Origin of the sequence: Paenibacillus xylanivorans (assembly GCF_001280595.1) — a bacterium.
Classification (GTDB): Bacteria; Bacillota; Bacilli; order Paenibacillales; family Paenibacillaceae; genus Paenibacillus; species Paenibacillus xylanivorans.
In genome coordinates this window covers 13002-30649 of the sequence record NZ_LITU01000040.1, presented here as the reverse complement: position 1 = coordinate 30649, position 17648 = coordinate 13002, and the positions used below count along the sequence as shown (strand labels likewise).

Genomic DNA, 17648 nt, shown 5'->3' with positions numbered 1-17648 from the left:
CTTATAAATACGGATACATTTCCTTCACTGGATAAATTAGTTTTTATCCCGCGGGAGTCATTATTTTTTGTTTGACAGAGGGGGTGCTTTAATCCATAATCAATCCATACTAAACACATAAGATAAATAGGAAGGGGAGAGTCAGACATGTCACAGTTTAAATTATCAGCCAGAAAGTCATTATGGGTAGGAGCGTTAGCCGTTCTATTATTGGTAATCGTTAGCGGTTGCTCCGGATCGAACAATGATCCCGCTCCCAATGCAACAGCCCAGCCAGGTACGAGTCAAGGTACGGATGAAAATTCAAAGACGGACGAGACTGCAACGGGAGGGACTTTTGTATATGGTCGGCCGGCTTCCGTAACCTCGTTTGATTTGCATAATCAGATTACATCGAACAATGCTTTTGCCATTGATAAAGTATTTGAACCTTTGGTTGCTTTTGACAACAAAGGCGAGATTGTGGACTGGCTTGCCAAGTCGCATAACATCAGTGATGACGGTTTGACGTATACGTTTGTGTTGCGTGATGGCTTGAAGTTCTCCAACGGCACAGATGTTACGGCAGAGGATGCCGTATTCTCACTGGAGCGGCACTTGAAGGTTGGCGGCCCATTGGCGATATCGGCCAAGGTAGACACTGTCAAAGCAACGGATAGCCATACATTGGTTATTACGCTTAAAGAGCCGTATACGCCGTTTATCTCGGAGCTGTCCAACTTCTCGAACGGTATTGTTCCGAACAATTTTGGCGGAGTTACCGAGGAAGAATTTTTCAAGAAACCGATTGGTACTGGACCGTTTGTGGTTGAGCAGTGGGACCCTGCAGGCGATGTAACCTTTACTAAGAACACTCACTACTGGCAAGAAGGAAAGCAATCGGTTGATAAGCTTGTTTACAAGCTGATAGAAGATGACAGCCAAGCAATCAACCAGTTGAAAGCAGGAGAAGTGGATGCCATTGAGTCGCTGGCTCTGCAAAATGCCGATGAAATTAAAAATGGCGCAGATACAACTGTTGTAACCAACGGCAGCTGGGTGACAGAGCAATTGTTCTTTAATACGTTGGATAAGCATTTTTCTGATGTGCATGTTCGTCGGGCCTTGGCTCTAGCACTTGATCGTGACGGTCTGACTAAGGCGCTTACCTTTGGTTATGCACAGACGGCTAATTCATTGCTGCCTACAACGATTCCTTACAATTCGAATGATACACTCAAGGCATTAAATTTTGATGTAAATGCAGCGAAAGCGGAACTGGCTAAATCGGCCTTCCTTGATGGATTCACTACAAAACTGCTTGTAGCTTCAGGCAACAGCACTAGAGCCCAAGAAGCGCAAATCATTCAGGCAGCGGGTAAACAAATTGGCATTAACATCGAGATTGAATCGATTGAATTAGCCACCTTCCGTGAACGATTCTTTGCTTATGATTTCGCAGCGATGCTGAACAGTGGGCAAGCCGATTCTCCAGAAGCGAACTCGATTATTGCTTTCCAGACCGACCCAGATGGTTTCAGCAAATCTTACTGGACGCATTACACCAATGATGAAGTAACTAAGCTTCTGTATAAAGGCCAACAAACACCGGACGGTGATGGTCGTGCCGAAATATACTCCAAACTGCTTCAAACGCTTGCCGATGAAGTGCCTTACATTCCGCTTTATTATCCGGATATTCTGATTGGCGTTCGTTCTTCAGTAGATGGCATTGTTGTTTTGCCTAACGGCAGTGTGCGTTTTGAAGACGTTCGTATTCAGAAATGAAGAAGATCTGGTTGATCAGTACTGTGGGAAGAGCGTTGGCAGTGATCCTTTGTGTGATGACAGCAGTCTTTTTTCTCATCAGAATGGTACCAGGTGATCCTGCCAAAATGATTCTTGGCGAGTACAGCACCCCCGAGGCCGTTGAGAGCATGCACCATGCTCTCGGGCTGGATCTGCCGCTGGGGGAACAATTCATACGGTTTGTGAAGACACTGTTCACTCAGGGGGATACCGGCAATTCCATTATTAACGGAACCTCGACCAGAGAGTTGATTGCTGATCGGGCACCCGTTACCTTGCTGCTCATTGGCATGGCGTGTGCATTGGCAATTGTCATTGCACTCGTGCTTGCTACATTGGCCGCTACACACAAGGATAAGTTGCTGGATCATTTGATACGTATTTTTCCTACGGTAACGCTGGGTATGCCAATCTTCTGGGTTGGCATCCTTTTGATTCTGCTGCTGAGTGTTCATCTTCACTGGTTTCCCGTTGGTGGAGTCGGCGAAGGGTGGTGGGGCACCTTATACAGTTTGACACTTCCCGCCATTACCGTAGCTTTTTCACAGATTCCGACATTGGTTCGTTCATTGAGAGCCCAGATGCTTGAAGTACTGGAATCTGATTTTGTAGTTACATTGAAGGCTGCGAGATTACCGAGCCGGGTCATTCTATTCAAACATGTCCTGCGCAATGCGGCGCTTCCAACGCTGATCCTTCTTGGCGTTAATATTTCTTATCTCATTGGTGGTACATTGGTCGTTGAACAGGTATTTGGTATCAAGGGAATTGGTAGCCTTTTGTTTAGTTCCATTTCCAAACGGGATTTCCCGGTCATTCAAGGCATAGCCCTTTACTGTGCTGTATCTGTCGTGATCATCAGTCTCCTGATAGAGCTTCTTTCCAGGTGGCTTGATCCCAGAACGAAAGGAAAACCATGAAAACGATACGAACAGAACCTCAGTTATATGAAGACAGCCAAAACACAAGTCTCATGAATCGTATATTGAAAACTCCTTCCCTGCTTGTGGGAAGTGTGATGTTTGCCGTGCTTATCATCTTGGCTGTGATTATACCGTGGATTAGTCCTTATGACCCTTTGGAGCAAAATTTGAGTTCTTTTTTGCAGCCTCCGTCTGCTGAACATTGGTTGGGCACGGATCAACTGGGGCGTGATTTGTTTACTAGACTGATTTATGCCGCGCGAACCGATTTGAGTATTATGGTGCTGGCGGAAATTGTACCCTTTTGCATGGGCGTATTTCTAGGGATGCTCGCAGGGTATTACGGAAAATGGATGGATAAGGTCATATCGCTGGTTACCGATACACTTATCGCTTTCCCTTTTTATCTAATCGTCATTATTGTGGCTTTTGCCAGCGGAGCAGGTGAGCGGGGGATTTATATTACGTTTATGCTCGTTGGCTGGATTGTATTTGCCCGTGTGGTCAGGGGGCTGAGTGCATCGTACCGCAAGCAGGAATGGATCGCATCCGCACAGGCGTTGGGCTTGCCGGGAATACGGATTATTCTTCGTCATCTCCTGCCCAATGTATTGCCTCAGGCGATCGTTGTCCTAATGACGGATATGGTGGGGCTGCTGGTGGCGATTGTTACGCTTGGATACCTGGGCATCGGCATCGCACCACCGACCCCGGATTGGGGAACGATGATCTCGGATGGACAATCCTTTATCACGACAGCCTGGTGGCTCTCGGCAGTTCCGGGATTCGCAGTAGTTTATACGGGAATTGCTTTGTCTCTTGTGGGTGATGGATTGGCCGATGTATGGAGGAAAAAATAATGTCTACAGATCCAATTCTTGAAGTCAAGGCACTGACTCTGTCAACCAAGTCCAATCAAAAATTAGTTCAAGATGTACATTTCTCACTCGGCAGAGGGGAGAGCCTGGGATTAGTAGGTGAATCCGGTTCCGGAAAATCACTTACACTGCGTTCGATTCTGGGACTGTTGCCAAGTGGTGTGGAGCAGACGGGCGGAAGCATTTGGAGCGAAGTGAACAGCGCAATGGTATTTCAAGACCCGAGAGGTGCACTCGATCCACTCTGTCCTGTTGTTAAACAGCTGGCGGAAGTTGTCTATTACAGGCAAAAGTTAAGCAGGAAGGCCTCCAGAGTAGCAGCTCTGGAATTGCTTGAACTGTTGGGGCTTCCCGACTCGTTGAAGCGTGAGGACCGATACCCTAGCCAGTTGTCAGGGGGGCAGTGTCAGCGGGTGGTCATTGCACTGGCTCTGGCGTGCAAGCCAGGCATTCTGCTATGTGATGAGCCAACAACAGCGCTGGACGTTACTGTGCAGCGTCAAATTATGGAGACGATCCAACGTTTGCAGCGTGAACTGGGGTTCGCTATGGTCTTCGTAACACATAATCTGGCTATTGCAGCGACGCTGTGCTCAAAGCTGTGCGTGATGAAGCAGGGGCGGATTGTGGAACACGGAGATTCGCTTGGCCTTTTGCAAAACCCGCAAGATCCTTACACTCAGATGCTCATTAATTCGGTGCTTCCTTTACCGAAGCTTGAAGGGAGCGAGTAACGATGGAACTGGCTTTGCAAGTACAGAGTCTAAAGGTTCAATATGGCGACTTTACTGCGCTGGACAGTATCAATCTAAATCTTCAGAAGCACACCACGCTTGGGCTTGTCGGTGAGTCTGGTTCGGGCAAATCTACCCTTGCGCGAGTCATTGCTGGATTAATCACGCCGGATGAGGGGCAGATTTTGCTAGGGGATCAACAATTAAAGAAGAAGAGAAGCCGGGAGCAGTATAAAAGCATTCAGATGATCTTCCAAAATCCGGATGCTTCACTGAATCCCAAACATTCCATTCGCCAAATTCTTGCTGAAGCGTTGTTGTTTCATCGAATTGTAGACCGTTCACAGGTGGAGAAAAGATCGCGAGAGCTCCTGGCCCGTGTTCAGTTGGAAAGCAGGGCACTGGACAAGTACCCGCATGAATTTTCCGGCGGTCAGCGCCAACGTATCGCCATTGCACGCGCATTAAGCGTAGAGCCGAGTCTGCTGATTGCGGATGAGCCGACAAGTGCACTGGATGTTTCTGTACAGCGGAGTGTGCTCGATCTGTTCAGTTCACTTAAGGGGGAACTTAATCTTACGCTACTGTTCATTTCCCATGATCTGGGAGTTATCCATGCCATTAGCGATACGGTAGCAGTCATGCGGCAGGGACAACTTGTGGAGATTAGCCCGAAAGATCAATTCTTCAGACGACCAGAAACGGCATACAGCCAAGAGCTGCTATCCGCAGTTCCAAAGATGCCGAAATCAAGTTCTTTAGGAGGTTTATATGAGCCAACAATATAAAGGGAACATACCGCTTACCCTGTCGGAATACGATACGCTTACACAATTGCTTTCCAGACTTCTATCAACGAAGTATCCTCCGGTGATCATCCCGGGGGAGGCTATTTTGGGCATAGAGGCCGTTGCAGCAGGAATATCTGCACCGAGTCGTACGATTGTCAATGTCGTAACAGGGCCTTATGGCAGTTTGTTTGGTCAGTGGCTTGAACGCGGAGGGGCAACGGTTATTGAAGTCAAAGTTCCTTTTGATGAAGTTGTACCTGTGGAGAAGGTAGCTGCCGCGATTGAAAAGTATCAACCGTCCGCACTATCCTTTGTTCAAGCAGAGGTGGTTACAGGCGGGTCGAATCCCGCAGAAGAAATCATAAAGATTGCGCGTGCCCATAACCTGATTACGGTGAGCGACTCTGTCTCAGCAATTGGGGGAGAGCCTCTGCTGGTAGATGAATGGGGCGTTGATTTTGTAGCTGTGGGTGCACAAAAAGCTCTGGCCGGGCCTAACGGCATCAGCGCAGTAAGCATTTCGCCGCGTGGATGGGAATTTCTCGAATCCAATGCGCATGCACCGCGCAACTCCATCCTGTCTTTGCTTGATCTGAAGCCATCCGGCGAAGGGACTGCACCCGTCCGCGTTCCTCCCAACATTCCAACGCTGGAAGCCAGAGCACTGATTTTGGCTTTGACAGCTATTGAGTCCGAAGGATTGGAGCAGGTGATCAAGCGTCATGAACAGGCTGCGTTATCTGCTATAGCGGGAATTCAGGTTCTGGGTCTGGAGCCTTGGCAAAAAGACAACAGAACATATTCGACACTCACGACGACGGTTCGGATTGCAGGGGAGGAGAAGTTGCATATCGATCAGCCGATCGGCATCGTTGCTCCGGGGGATGGAGAACTTTTTGGTCAGCTTCTGCGAATTAATCATTTTGGGGGTAATGCGTCCTTGGCAGGTGTGGAGGAAGCTGTTGCGACCATTGCGGCATTATTGAATCAGGACCATGAGCAAGCAGTCGAGGCTGTTCGCCTCGTTTGGGGGGAATGAATATGACCCAGGTGAAATCGGAGGAGCAAAGCTTTAAACATATTTCTATAGCAGGTATTGAAGGCAAACGGTTCGATATCTCCATTCAGAATGGACGGTTTGCATCTGTTACAGAATCCGTGACACAGAATGATAACCCATCGCCTCCGGGTACAGATTTATGGATAAGTCCAGGAGTTATTGATCTTCATACGCATCTGGCCTGGACAGACTTTGACCATGCGGATCAATTGAAACGTGACAGCCACGAGGTTGAAGTGATGCAGGCGCAAGCTTTTGCAGCTACCCTTCGGACGGGAGTAACTACGGCTCGCGATGCAGGTGGAATGCTGCCAAGCACCGCTCGGCATCTCGCTCAGCACTATCAACATCCCTTAAGAGTTGAAACCAGCAGTGAAATGCTGGGAGCGGCAGATGCCCGTGGTGTGAAGCATCTAGAACAACGGTTGAACGGAATTTTTGATACAGGCGCGGGCTGGATTAAAATCATGGCGACAGGTGGGCTGGGAGCCCCTACTGAACAAGTGCTCGATCCTGTATTTTCGGAGGAAGAATTCGCGTTCATCGTTCGCCATGCCCATGATCACCATAAAAAGGTGTTAGTCCATACCTGGGGTGGTGTGACGATAGACTGGTCTATCCAGGCCGGAGTGGAATCCGTGGAACATGGAATGTTCTTATCGGAGGATCAGGCTGGCAGACTTGCGCAGTCCCGAACGGCCTTTGTGCCCACCACATCGATATATCGTATTGCCGCAGATCCGAAAGGCGTGCTGGCGTTGCCTACTGTGATCAGTGATCGTGCTGCGCGCGCTGCTGAAGCTCATTCTATAGCCATCGGATATGCCAAAAGAGCAGGAGTCCTTTTCGGTTTCGGTACCGATTACGCCACACCTTCACTGCATGGCTATAATCTGCAAGAGTTGGATACGCTGATCGATTATGGCTTGACCCGGGCAGAGGCGTGGCAATCTGCGACGACCAATGCTGCTGAGATTCTGGGAAGTGCCAACGAATTGGGACAGATTGCAGAAGGTTATATTGCGGACGCCATTATTTTCAATGACGATCCGTATCAAACGAAAAATGCAGATCAGCTGCGGGAGAGCATCGTATCCGTAATTATTGGGGCGCAGAAACCATGAATTGGTTTCTGCGTTTTTTCTTTACTTGTGAATGCAGAGAGCGATAATTCAATCTCCAAAAGTTTTCCAAAAGGATTTTGATTCCCTATTAGCGAATACAATATTTAATAACAGCGGCATAAAGGAGGGAGTGATATCCACTTATACTTTTGTCGAAGTTTTCCAGCAAGATTCCTCAACCCGTTTCGTGTTTAATGTTATATAGGAGTAGTGTATTGCATTTTTCACGGGGTACACCTTAACTTTTACATCCACCTATCACCTCTACACAACAAGTCCAGGCAATTCTGCCTGTATCATCTACTTTCAGACATTACAAAGAACGACGTTCGGCTGCAATTTGGATGAAACACAGTCTGTACAGCATGCTCCTAATCATGACAAAAGTGTCCACACAACAGCATATCGGGATTATGGGCTCTGAAATGAATTAGAACGAATGCACATGGAGGAGGCTGTAATGATGGCAAAAAAAGAAGTTGTAGCGATGCTGCTCGCTGGAGGGCAAGGCAAAAGATTAAAGGGATTGACCAAGTCACTGGCCAAACCTGCTGTTTATTTTGGCGGCACTTATCGCATCATTGATTTTCCTCTAAGTAATTGCTCCAATTCTGGCATCGACACGGTCGGTGTGTTAACCCAATACGAACCTCTGGTGCTGCATTCCTATATTGGCATCGGCAGTGACTGGGATCTGGACCGCAAAAATGGCGGGGTATATGTGCTTCCTCCTCATGAACGTGAAGACGGCAGTAACTGGTACCGCGGTACGGCGGATGCAATCTACCGGAACCTGAATTTTATCGAACAATTCGATCCTGAGCATGTGCTCATCTTGTCAGGGGATCATATCTATAAAATGGATTACGAGAAAATGCTTCAATACCATAAGGAAAAGGATGCAGATTGCACCATATCGGTCATTGACGTCCCGTTGGAAGAAGCCAGCCGATTCGGGTTGCTCAACACCCACGATGATTATCGCATCTATGAATTCGAAGAAAAACCTCCTGAACCCAAGAGCACGCTTGCTTCCATGGGTATCTATCTCTTCAAGTGGGATGTGCTGAAACGCTTCCTAATTCAGGATGCACAGCAGGCATCCACCTCCTATGATTTTGGCAAAGACATCATTCCCTTGTTGCTTGAAAATGAAAAATCACTATACGCTTATCCGTTTGAAGGGTATTGGAAGGACGTCGGTACGATCCGCAGTCTGTGGGAATCCAATATGGACCTGTTGGATGAGGACACCCCGTTTAATCTGAACGATCCAGACTGGCGTATCTATACCCGCAACCCCAATCAGCCTGCACAGTATATTTCACCATCTGCGAAGGTTCGGAGTTGCATCATCAGTGAAGGCAGTGTTGTGCATGGTGAGGTTAATCACTCGGTGTTGTTTTACGGGATCGAGGTGGGGGAGAACAGTTCAGTTACCGATTCAGTCATTATGCCAAAAGTGAAGATCGGACAAAATGTGCGCATTCACAAAGCCATTATTGCCGAAGGATTGGTGATTCCGGATGGAGTACATCTGTCATCTGGCCCTGAGGATGAAAGTGATATATTACTGGTCGATCAGGAAGAACTGGAACGTCAGCTTCTCGAGGGAATGACAAGCAAAGCCTAATCTAACCCCAAAGGACGGTGCATGCGATGAAACCATTGATCGGAGTTATTAACCTTGACCATGAGCTTGAGGAATTGAAGGAATTGACATACTTTCGCTGCGGAGCCGCGGTGCCATATGCCGGGCGTTACCGTCTGATTGATTTTGTATTATCCAATATGATGAATGCTGGCATTGAGAGTATCGGTGTATTTGTCCGTCGCAAGTACCGTTCACTCATGGATCATCTGGGAGACGGCAAGCCGTGGGATCTGGATCGCAAGCATGGCGGCATGTTTATTTTGCCCCCGGACTGGAACGATCCGACCGATACGTCACAAGGGGATTTGCAGCATTTTCACAATAATCTCGATTTCTTCCGCCGGGGTTCAGGGCAATATGTAGTCCATGCAGGTAGTCGGCACGTGACCAAAGCAGATCTGCAGGATGTGTATAGGTATCATATTAGCAAGGGCGCGGATGTGACATTGGTTTGCAAAAAAGTGGATCAGCTTCTGCCGGAGCATGACGCCTGTGTCAAAGTTGAAGATGACGGGAACGGTAATGTGGTGGACATTCACCAAAGCGCCGATCACCCGAATATATATACAGAAATTTTCATTATGGAAAAAGAACTGTTCCTGCGCCAGGTGCAGCGCTGCATCGCTCATGGCGAAAGCCATTTCTTCCGTGACGTGATCCAGAGAAACCCGGATGGCTTGAACATTGCTGCGTATGCCTATGATGGCTATCACGCCGTGATCAATTCGATCGACAGCTATTACCGGAACAGTCTGGAGCTGTTAAACAGCGGATTGTATGAACAACTGTTCAAGGAACAACCTGTTCAAACCAAGATCAAGTATGAGGCCCCAGCCAAATATTTGGACACAGCCGAGGTGAAACATTCCTTGCTCGCGAACGGCTGTATTGTGGGCGGGGAGGTAGAAGACAGCATCCTGTTCCGTGGGGTACATGTGGCGAAAGGTGCCAAAATTAAAGGCTCCATTATTATGCAAAAGTGCTACATCGGAGAAGGCGCTGTTCTGGAGAACGTTATTCTCGACAAAGATGTGAAGCTAAGCGGCGGCCAGACGCTGATCGGCGACCCGTCGAACCCGTATATTCTGGCGAAGAGTACTATTATCTAATACCGACACGTAACCGATATCATCTATAAATATATATAAAATAAAAATCCTGTAGGATGGATTTAAGGTTCATGCTGCTTCGAAGCATGGGTGCCACAGCTAAAGCTACGGTTATACGTGCTAACGCAGTGGAGGTGACGAGATCGATTCTGAAGAAGCGCAGCGTTCGCCTTTGTCTCCAAATTTCAATGGGCTCTTAGCCGGAAGTGCAGCTTTGAAAGGTGTAGCACATGTGTAAGAAACAAGTATGAACCGCCACTATCCTACAGGATTTCACCGGGAGGAACCTTCTTTTGTTTGACAACAAGGAAACGTTTAAGAGTATTTTTCAGCGGAATCTGGTCAGCAAATTGGGCAAACCGCTTGAGGAAGCAACGCAGGGAGACGTCTATCACGTACTTGGAAGCATGATTCGCGAATATGCGGGTCAGGATTGGGCGGCGTCGAATCAGGGGTTTAAGCAGCGCCAGGATAAACAGGTCTATTACTTCTCGCTGGAATTCCTGATTGGACGTCTGCTCGGCAACAACCTGTTAAATGTGAATGAATTGGAAATCGTTCGTGACAGTTTGGCTGAACTGGGCTTCTCATTGGAAGAAGTGGAAGAACAGGAGGCGGACGCAGGGCTCGGCAACGGAGGTCTGGGAAGACTCGCAGCCTGTTTTCTGGATTCACTGGCATCCCTCGGTTATGCGGGACATGGATGCGGAATCCGATATAAATATGGCTTGTTTGAGCAAAAAATTATTAACGGCAATCAGGTGGAATTACCCGATAATTGGCTCGATAAGGGCAATGAATGGGAAGTGCGCCGTCCGGATAAAAAGGTAGAAGTGCAATTCTGGGGCCGAGTGGAGGCCCATGAACAGGATGGACATTACCAATTTGTTACCAAGGATGCAGAAGCGGTTGTAGCTGTACCTTATGATGTGCCTGTAATTGGTTATGGTCAGCCTCACGTGAATACCTTGCGATTGTGGAGTGCGGAGCCCAAGCGGGAGACTTCGCTAGATACCCCTTCGAACTATTACGGGTATTTGGATTACAGCCGTTCGGTAGAATCAATTTCAGAATTTTTGTACCCGGATGATTCCCAATATGAGGGCAAACTGCTGCGTTTGAAACAGCAATACTTCATGTGTTCAGCAGGTGTCCAGAGTGCTTTGCGTACATTTAATAAGCTTGAGCTTTCGTATGATCGCTTGCCAGATAAAGTGGCGTTCCATATCAACGATACCCATCCAACCCTCGTGATTCCCGAACTGATGCGGATTCTGATCGATGTCAAAGGCTATGGATGGGATGAAGCGTGGGATATCACGACTCGCACTGTATCGTATACCAACCATACAACGCTAAGTGAGGCGCTTGAAAAGTGGCCTGTAGCCATGATCAGCAAGTTGTTGCCACGCATTTACATGATTATTGAAGAGATCAACAAACGCTTTTGTGGCATGCTGCTCGAACTTTATCCTGGAGACCAGGATCGTATTCAACATATGGCGATTGTTGCCAATGATCAGGTGCGGATGGCTCATCTGGCGATTGTGGGCAGTCATAGCGTCAACGGTGTCGCGGCATTGCATACCGAAATATTGAAGGAACGGGAGATGGCTCCGTTCTATGCACTCTATCCTGAGCGTTTCAATAACAAAACCAATGGCATTACCCATCGCCGTTGGCTAATGCATGCCAATCCGAAGCTGTCGAATCTGATCACAGATACGATTGGAAGTGAGTGGATTACGGAGCCGGGAAGGCTGAATGAGTTGGTAGATGTTGCAAACGATGCTTCATTCCAGCAGCAGTTCCATTCCATTAAACGTGATAATAAGGAGCGACTGGCTGCGTACATCCTGGATCATACCGGAAAAGCTGTCAATCCGGATTCCATCTTTGATGTACAGGTGAAAAGGCTGCATGGCTACAAACGGCAATTGCTGAACATTCTGCATGTCATGCATTTGTATAACCGTCTCAAGAGCGATGCTTCGTTTGATATCGTGCCACGTACATTCATTTTTGGAGCAAAGGCAGCGCCGAGTTATTATTTTGCCAAAAAAATTATCAAGTTGATTAACACGGTGGCAGATACGATCAATCGCGATGCGGCCGTCAAAGATCGCCTACAGGTGTTTTTCCTGGAAAACTATTCTGTATCTCTTGCGGAGAAAATCATTCCAGCCGCGGATGTCAGCGAACAGATTTCAACCGCAGGCAAGGAAGCCTCCGGTACCGGGAACATGAAATTTATGATGAATGGAGCGTTAACCATTGGTACCATGGACGGCGCGAATGTCGAGATGGCAGAGCAGGTTGGTCAAGACAATATGTTCATCTTTGGCTTGAGTGCAGACGAGGTACTTGAATATTACCGCTCCGGCAGTTATCTGCCGAATGAGATTGTACAGCAGGATGAGCGAATTCGTGAGGTTGTGGAGCAACTGGTACACCCGGGAGTGTTTTGTGAACGTGATGGTGAATTCTGGGATATCTATGATTCCTTGCTGGCGCATGGCGACGAGTACTTTGTATTACGTGACTTTGCTGCCTATGCCGATGCGCATGCTGCCATTGATTCCGCATACCGCGATGTATCGGGCTGGACACGCAAGGCGGTTCTGAATACGGCTCAATCCGGCATCTTCTCCAGTGATCGCACCATCAGTGAATATGCGACGGATATCTGGGGTATTCATCCGGTGTCCGGATACTGGAAAGGTTAAAGAATTATTGTTTAACAAAGAAAACCCCTTGTACACTAGGTTGATCTCTGTTGGGTTCATATACCTTCATCAGAGATCGCTCCTTGTAGCACAAGGGGATTTTTGTATGTTGAGACTCGTAGGGCTTATGTTCATAACCTGTCCTACAAGCTTGCACGCAATATCAAGAAAATGATTTTGGTCTCAGCCATACTAAATTAAGAAAACGTTCCAAACTTCTAACCCAAAAAAGGGGATGAATCAGCCGATTGATCATGACACGCTTTGGGCGCTATCGCGTCGCTTTTCACGACGTAGGATGATCGGAACCGTGATCACTGCAGCGATCACCAGCAACGGAGCTAGTAAACCAGCGATGGGTAACGCCGATGCGCCATTCGCTGAGAAGACGCTCAAGTCCCAGAACCCGTGCAGGAATATGGAGGCCACGAGCGATCCGGTAGACCGCCGGGCGAGGTAGAAGATCGAACCGAGGCCGAAAGCGATCATTACCTGGAACAGGGCACCCGCTCCGATGCCCCAGAACATGTTTGGCAGGTGGAAGACTGCGAACATCGCTGTTGAGAGCAGCCAGACCCCGGTTTCGCCGAATCGGCTGCGTAGAGCAACTATTAACTGACCTCGGTTGATCATCTCCTCATTGAAGCCGACCATGATGCTGCCGGAAATGAGATACAGCCACATGAGGGGCGTGACACGGGTGAAATCGCCGGTCAGCATGTTCACGATCGCGATGGCCATCATGATGATCGGGAGAGTCATTGTCCACCGAGAAAGGCGCCGCCTTTCAACCAGGCTAGGACGCCACCATCCGTAGATCGTGACCATTGTGATGGTCAGCACGGCACCGCCAGAGAGGGGTGCTATGTACCAGAGAAGAAGGGTTCGCTCACTCTCACCCACTCGCGTGTAGTCGATGCCGTTGAGCAAGAAGATCGCGTAGAAGACTGCGCTGTAGAGGAAATATGTGAGAACACCCCATCCTACGCGTGGACGAACCCGAAGGGCAGGATCCAAAGATTCTTGCAGCTTGTCCCTATTGATTGACATTATAAACACTCCCACTATAAAATAATGTTTTTTCATTGCTCTTGTTTTCTTATGATTTTAACTTCGATTTAGTCAAGATATAGTCCCGCAAATTCTTTGGAAACAGTGCCGACAAAATTGCGGAGTTTAATACAAAGGTTGTGTACGTTCAGCTTTTCATTCCCCCCCACCTTCAACGAGCACTTTTATGGTTAGGATCATGCGTCCTCCTTTTCGCAAATTTTATTTTCTCTGTACTAATTTTATCCAACCACTAGGCGCAACAACAGTCTCATTAAGCTGGCAACGCGAAAAGAAATTAACACTTTATTAACAGAGAATGATCCAGAAATCCAACAGAAGCTACGATGATGAGGAACATATTTGGATTGCTCCCTCATTTACAATTCTAGTAGCCCAAGTTAAATAGAAGCTAACCAAATGGATGAAAACCAGCTTAATTTATGCTGCTGTAGTTTAGGTTCTGTTTAGGTAACTATGTTTTACGGTGACTAGGGATATAAGAAAAAGTACTGAAACCTGGCTATCTTTCCATTGAAATTCCTGGCGGTTTATACGCCGAGTTCACGGTGGAAGGGTCGGGACAAGGTATCCGCAAAATGATTTATGGTAGCTGGACATGAAGATCTATATCCCGTTAAAATAGACCTTACCGCTCCGCGGAAAAAAGGTCGGAGGATTTCAGGAAATGAACGAAGATTCGTGGCTCCACTCCATATGGATGCTGGCAATCGTTGCCTGTATGGCAACATTATACGTGCTGATTATGGGTAACTTGCTCTTTGTCAGCGGGAGAACGCCTGGCGTGAATTATCAATATAATCTGGTACCATTAGAGACAATCAAGTCTCTTCTTTTTGAAAAGAACAGATACCATACGGAAGCCTGGGTGAAGAACCTGTTTGGGAACATTATCTTGTTCATCCCGCTTGGGATATGGATCCCGTGGTTGTTCCGCAGGTACCGAAAGATTTTACCTTTTACAGGAGTTGTCGTCTTACTTTTATTTGCTGTTGAGGTTATACAATTGATTACCCGTGTTGGCTCATTTGATGTTGATGACATTATTTTGAATACAATGGGTGCCTGGATTGGATACATAGGGTTTGCCTTTTTCATCTTCTCTCAGAGAAGGACTCGAAATTGAACTGCGAATAGCGGTCAAGGATCGGGTCTTTTTATGTTACTGGATCTTTTCTGTTTATAAGAGGGACATTTCGGATAAAACATACTAACGGGTTATATAGTAAAGAGTGATGAAAGCGAGGTGGTCTATATCGTTTGGTGGAAAGAGAGTGTAGTGTACCAGATCTATCCCAACAGCTTCAAAGATTCGGATGGGGACGGTCAGGGTGACTTGCAGGGGATATATGACAAGCTCGATTATTTGACTGGGCTGGGCGTGGATGTGATTTGGATCTGTCCAATCTACGATTCACCTGGTCATGATAACGGATATGATATCCGTGATTATTACTCCATCTTACGCAAATATGGCACGATGGAGGATTTTGACCGTTTGCTGGCTGAAGCACACAAGCGTGGTCTCAAGATCATGATGGATCTGGTGCTGAATCATACATCGGATGAACACGCTTGGTTTGCCGAATCACGTTCATCGCAAGTGAATCCGAAACGGGATTATTATATTTGGCGTTCAGGAAAAAATGGTCAAGTTCCAAACAACTGGGAGTCCTACTTCGGGGGTTCTGTGTGGAAGCATGATCCGGAGACAAATGAATATTATTTGCATCTCTATACTGAACACCAGCCTGACCTGAATTGGAACAATGCACAGATGGCAGAAGAGATGTATGAGATGGTGCATTGGTGGTTGCAAAAAGGTGTGGATGGTTTCCGTTTCGATGCAGTGGCGCATATCGCCAAGGCAGAGGGGTTACCCAGCGCACATAATCCGGATAATCTGCCGGTCGTTCCTGCGTACCAGCTTTTTTCAAACCTCGAACAGGTGCATTCAATTCTGAACAAACTCAACGACATGATCCTGAAGCCTTATGGTCCAATGACGGTTGGAGAGACTTCCGGGCTTGGACCGGAACAGGCGCTGGCCTATGTGGGGACAGATCGGAATGAGCTCAATATGGTGTTTCAGTTTGAGCATATGTTTGTGGACGCCCAATCGTCCGGAATCGGCAAATGGAACCATCGGGATTGGAAGCTGCCCGAACTGAAAGAAATTATGAGCCGTTGGCAAACCGTGCTGCATGACAGAGGCTGGAATGCTAATTACATGGGCAATCACGACCAACCCCGTCCGGTATCCCGCTTCGGTAATGATGGGAAGTACAGGGTGCGATCTGCCCAGATGCTGGCTACATGGATGCTTACCCTGGAAGGTACGCCTTATATCTATCAAGGGGAAGAAATCGGCATGACTAACGTTGCTTTCCTTGATATTGAGGATTATCGGGATATTGAAACGATGAATTATTATCGGCAGCATATTGGTCAGGGGCGGGCGAAGCATGAAGTCATGCAAGCGATCTGGCGCAAGAGTCGTGATAATGCCCGTACGCCAATGCAGTGGGATGATACCAAGCATGCGGGATTTACGGATGGTGAGCCATGGATTCAGGTGAACGAGAATTATCCTGAGATTAATGTGGCGGATGCCGAACGTGATCCCCAGTCCATTTTGCATTATTACCGTAAACTAATCGCACTTCGCAAACAACATAAAGTGCTCATCTATGGGGCATATGAGTTACTTTTGCCGGATGATCCCGATATCTATGCCTACACCCGGACGCTGGATGAAGAGCAGATGCTGGTTATCCTGAATTTCCGCGAGCATGAGCCCGAGATGCAGTGGCCTGAGGGTTGGAACGATGAGAATGCCAAGACGGTCATCAGCAATGTAAGCAGACGTTATTCCACCGATAAGGGCGCGATTCTTCTTCAGCCTTATGAAGCACGGATTTATCGAATGCAGCGATGAGGTACAATTTTGCTTTGAAGAAGAGGTTTGATTTATAATTAAATAGGATGATTTTAAATGGGGATTTTGCTCCAGCATAGATTCAATCCATGTTAAAAATCAAATGAACACATATGTAGGAGGACAACAAGTTGCTGAAAATTACCTTCCACGGACACTCCAGTGTACAACTGGGTACAGAAGAGAAGTCGTTGATCATTGATCCTTTCCTGCGTGGCAACGAACTTGCTGTTACCAAACCGGAAGATATTAAGACCGATGCTGTTTTGCTGACACATGCACATATGGATCACATTCTAGATGCTGAACCAATTGCCAAGGCTAATCATGCCAAGGTGGTTGCGATTGTGGAGCTAGCTACATATATGTCATGGAAAGGTCTGGACACCATAGGCATGAACATGGGTGGAACGGTGGATCTTGGTTTTGCCCAAGCCAAAATGATTCAGGCTTTTCATACGTCCGGGATCGTGCTGGAAGAGGAACAACGAATCATGTACGCAGGATTGCCTGCAGGATATATTATTAACATTGGTGGCAAAACCATTTTGCATGCCGGTGATACTAGCTTGTTCGGTGATATGAAAATGATTGGTGATCGCCATGATATCGACGTAGCATTACTGCCTATTGGCGGACATTTCACCATGGGACCGGAGGATGCACTTCAAGCCGCTGAATGGTTCAATGCTAAGCTGACGATTCCGGTGCATTATGATACATTCCCGATCATTCGTCAGGATGCGGAACGCTTCGTTCAGCAACTGGCTGAGAAAGGTCTGGAAGGCTGTGTGCTGGCACCGGGACAGTCCCTTACTCTCTAATAGTCTATTAAGTACTGTTCAACAATAA

Annotated in this window: 14 protein-coding genes; 13 read left to right on the top strand and 1 reads right to left on the bottom strand. The window is 47.4% G+C overall.

All coding sequences use genetic code 11. The features are described 5' to 3' along the window. The first annotated feature begins 147 nt into the window (after nucleotides 1–147). The 10 genes from AMS66_RS05795 (at nucleotide 148) to AMS66_RS05750 (ending at nucleotide 12787) form a co-directional block, all read left to right on the top strand. Nucleotides 148–1767 (top strand): ABC transporter substrate-binding protein, encoded by a 1620-nt coding sequence (locus tag AMS66_RS05795; RefSeq protein WP_053779890.1) that lies wholly within the window; start codon nucleotides 148–150, stop codon nucleotides 1765–1767. Continuing rightward, complete coding sequence (locus AMS66_RS05790) at nucleotides 1764–2708, top strand: ABC transporter permease (RefSeq protein ID WP_236703222.1); 945 nt, start codon at nucleotides 1764–1766, stop codon at nucleotides 2706–2708. The genes AMS66_RS05795 and AMS66_RS05790 overlap by 4 nt, the downstream gene beginning before the upstream one ends. Then, on the top strand, nucleotides 2705–3571 hold the full coding sequence (locus AMS66_RS05785) for an ABC transporter permease (RefSeq protein ID WP_144424419.1): 867 nt from the start codon (nucleotides 2705–2707) through the stop codon (nucleotides 3569–3571). Before AMS66_RS05790 ends, AMS66_RS05785 begins: the two co-directional genes overlap by 4 nt. Further along, entirely contained in the window at nucleotides 3571–4323 is a 753-nt protein-coding gene (locus AMS66_RS05780) for an ABC transporter ATP-binding protein (RefSeq protein WP_053779889.1), read from the top strand. The genes AMS66_RS05785 and AMS66_RS05780 overlap by 1 nt, the downstream gene beginning before the upstream one ends. Before the next feature lie 2 nt (nucleotides 4324–4325). Continuing rightward, the gene (locus tag AMS66_RS05775) at nucleotides 4326–5111 is read left to right on the top strand and encodes an ABC transporter ATP-binding protein (protein ID WP_053779888.1); all 786 of its coding nucleotides are present in this window, start codon (nucleotides 4326–4328) and stop codon (nucleotides 5109–5111) included. After that, nucleotides 5095–6153 carry a pyridoxal-phosphate-dependent aminotransferase family protein gene (locus AMS66_RS05770; protein ID WP_053779887.1) on the top strand — a complete coding sequence of 353 codons (1059 nt, stop codon included), beginning with the start codon at nucleotides 5095–5097 and terminating at the stop codon, nucleotides 6151–6153. Before AMS66_RS05775 ends, AMS66_RS05770 begins: the two co-directional genes overlap by 17 nt. A gap of 2 nt (nucleotides 6154–6155) precedes the next feature. Continuing rightward, entirely contained in the window at nucleotides 6156–7298 is a 1143-nt protein-coding gene (locus tag AMS66_RS05765) for an amidohydrolase family protein (RefSeq protein WP_053779886.1), read from the top strand. A 463-nt stretch (nucleotides 7299–7761) separates the two neighbouring features. Beyond that, complete coding sequence (locus tag AMS66_RS05760) at nucleotides 7762–8931, top strand: glucose-1-phosphate adenylyltransferase (RefSeq protein WP_053779885.1); 1170 nt, start codon at nucleotides 7762–7764, stop codon at nucleotides 8929–8931. Nucleotides 8932–8957: 26 nt separating this feature from the next. Next, nucleotides 8958–10061, top strand: a complete 1104-nt coding sequence (gene glgD, locus AMS66_RS05755; protein WP_053779884.1) for a glucose-1-phosphate adenylyltransferase subunit GlgD — start codon at nucleotides 8958–8960, stop codon at nucleotides 10059–10061. A gap of 293 nt (nucleotides 10062–10354) precedes the next feature. Next, the gene (locus tag AMS66_RS05750) at nucleotides 10355–12787 is read left to right on the top strand and encodes a glycogen/starch/alpha-glucan phosphorylase (protein ID WP_053779883.1); all 2433 of its coding nucleotides are present in this window, start codon (nucleotides 10355–10357) and stop codon (nucleotides 12785–12787) included. Nucleotides 12788–13039: 252 nt separating this feature from the next. Here AMS66_RS05750 and AMS66_RS05745 read toward each other — a convergent pair whose 3' ends face one another. Further along, a complete protein-coding gene (locus AMS66_RS05745) occupies nucleotides 13040–13837 on the bottom strand; it encodes a CPBP family intramembrane glutamic endopeptidase (RefSeq protein ID WP_053779882.1) in 798 nt (265 codons plus the stop codon). A 688-nt stretch (nucleotides 13838–14525) separates the two neighbouring features. Here AMS66_RS05745 and AMS66_RS05740 point away from each other — a divergent pair. The 3 genes from AMS66_RS05740 to AMS66_RS05730 all read left to right on the top strand — a co-directional run bounded on the left by AMS66_RS05740 (nucleotide 14526) and on the right by AMS66_RS05730 (nucleotide 17620). After that, nucleotides 14526–14984 (top strand): VanZ family protein, encoded by a 459-nt coding sequence (locus AMS66_RS05740; protein ID WP_053779881.1) that lies wholly within the window; start codon nucleotides 14526–14528, stop codon nucleotides 14982–14984. 120 nt (nucleotides 14985–15104) lie between these two features. After that, the gene (locus tag AMS66_RS05735) at nucleotides 15105–16796 is read left to right on the top strand and encodes a glycoside hydrolase family 13 protein (RefSeq protein WP_053779880.1); all 1692 of its coding nucleotides are present in this window, start codon (nucleotides 15105–15107) and stop codon (nucleotides 16794–16796) included. 131 nt (nucleotides 16797–16927) lie between these two features. Then, nucleotides 16928–17620, top strand: coding sequence for a metal-dependent hydrolase (locus AMS66_RS05730; RefSeq protein WP_053779879.1), 693 nt, complete (start codon nucleotides 16928–16930; stop codon nucleotides 17618–17620). Nucleotides 17621–17648 lie beyond the last annotated feature (28 nt).

What these genes read in the sequence shown, in the direction of transcription:
- AMS66_RS05795 (WP_053779890.1), top strand. Translation starts at nt 148, where the DNA reads ATGTCACAGTTTAAATTATCAGCCAGAAAGTCATTATGGGTAGGAGCG.
- AMS66_RS05790 (WP_236703222.1), top strand. Translation starts at nt 1,764, where the DNA reads ATGAAGAAGATCTGGTTGATCAGTACTGTGGGAAGAGCGTTGGCAGTG.
- AMS66_RS05785 (WP_144424419.1), top strand. Translation starts at nt 2,705, where the DNA reads ATGAAAACGATACGAACAGAACCTCAGTTATATGAAGACAGCCAAAAC.
- AMS66_RS05780 (WP_053779889.1), top strand. Translation starts at nt 3,571, where the DNA reads ATGTCTACAGATCCAATTCTTGAAGTCAAGGCACTGACTCTGTCAACC.
- AMS66_RS05775 (WP_053779888.1), top strand. Translation starts at nt 4,326, where the DNA reads ATGGAACTGGCTTTGCAAGTACAGAGTCTAAAGGTTCAATATGGCGAC.
- AMS66_RS05770 (WP_053779887.1), top strand. Translation starts at nt 5,095, where the DNA reads ATGAGCCAACAATATAAAGGGAACATACCGCTTACCCTGTCGGAATAC.
- AMS66_RS05765 (WP_053779886.1), top strand. Translation starts at nt 6,156, where the DNA reads ATGACCCAGGTGAAATCGGAGGAGCAAAGCTTTAAACATATTTCTATA.
- AMS66_RS05760 (WP_053779885.1), top strand. Translation starts at nt 7,762, where the DNA reads ATGGCAAAAAAAGAAGTTGTAGCGATGCTGCTCGCTGGAGGGCAAGGC.
- glgD (WP_053779884.1), top strand. Translation starts at nt 8,958, where the DNA reads ATGAAACCATTGATCGGAGTTATTAACCTTGACCATGAGCTTGAGGAA.
- AMS66_RS05745 (WP_053779882.1), bottom strand. Translation starts at nt 13,837, where the DNA reads ATGTCAATCAATAGGGACAAGCTGCAAGAATCTTTGGATCCTGCCCTT.
- AMS66_RS05740 (WP_053779881.1), top strand. Translation starts at nt 14,526, where the DNA reads ATGAACGAAGATTCGTGGCTCCACTCCATATGGATGCTGGCAATCGTT.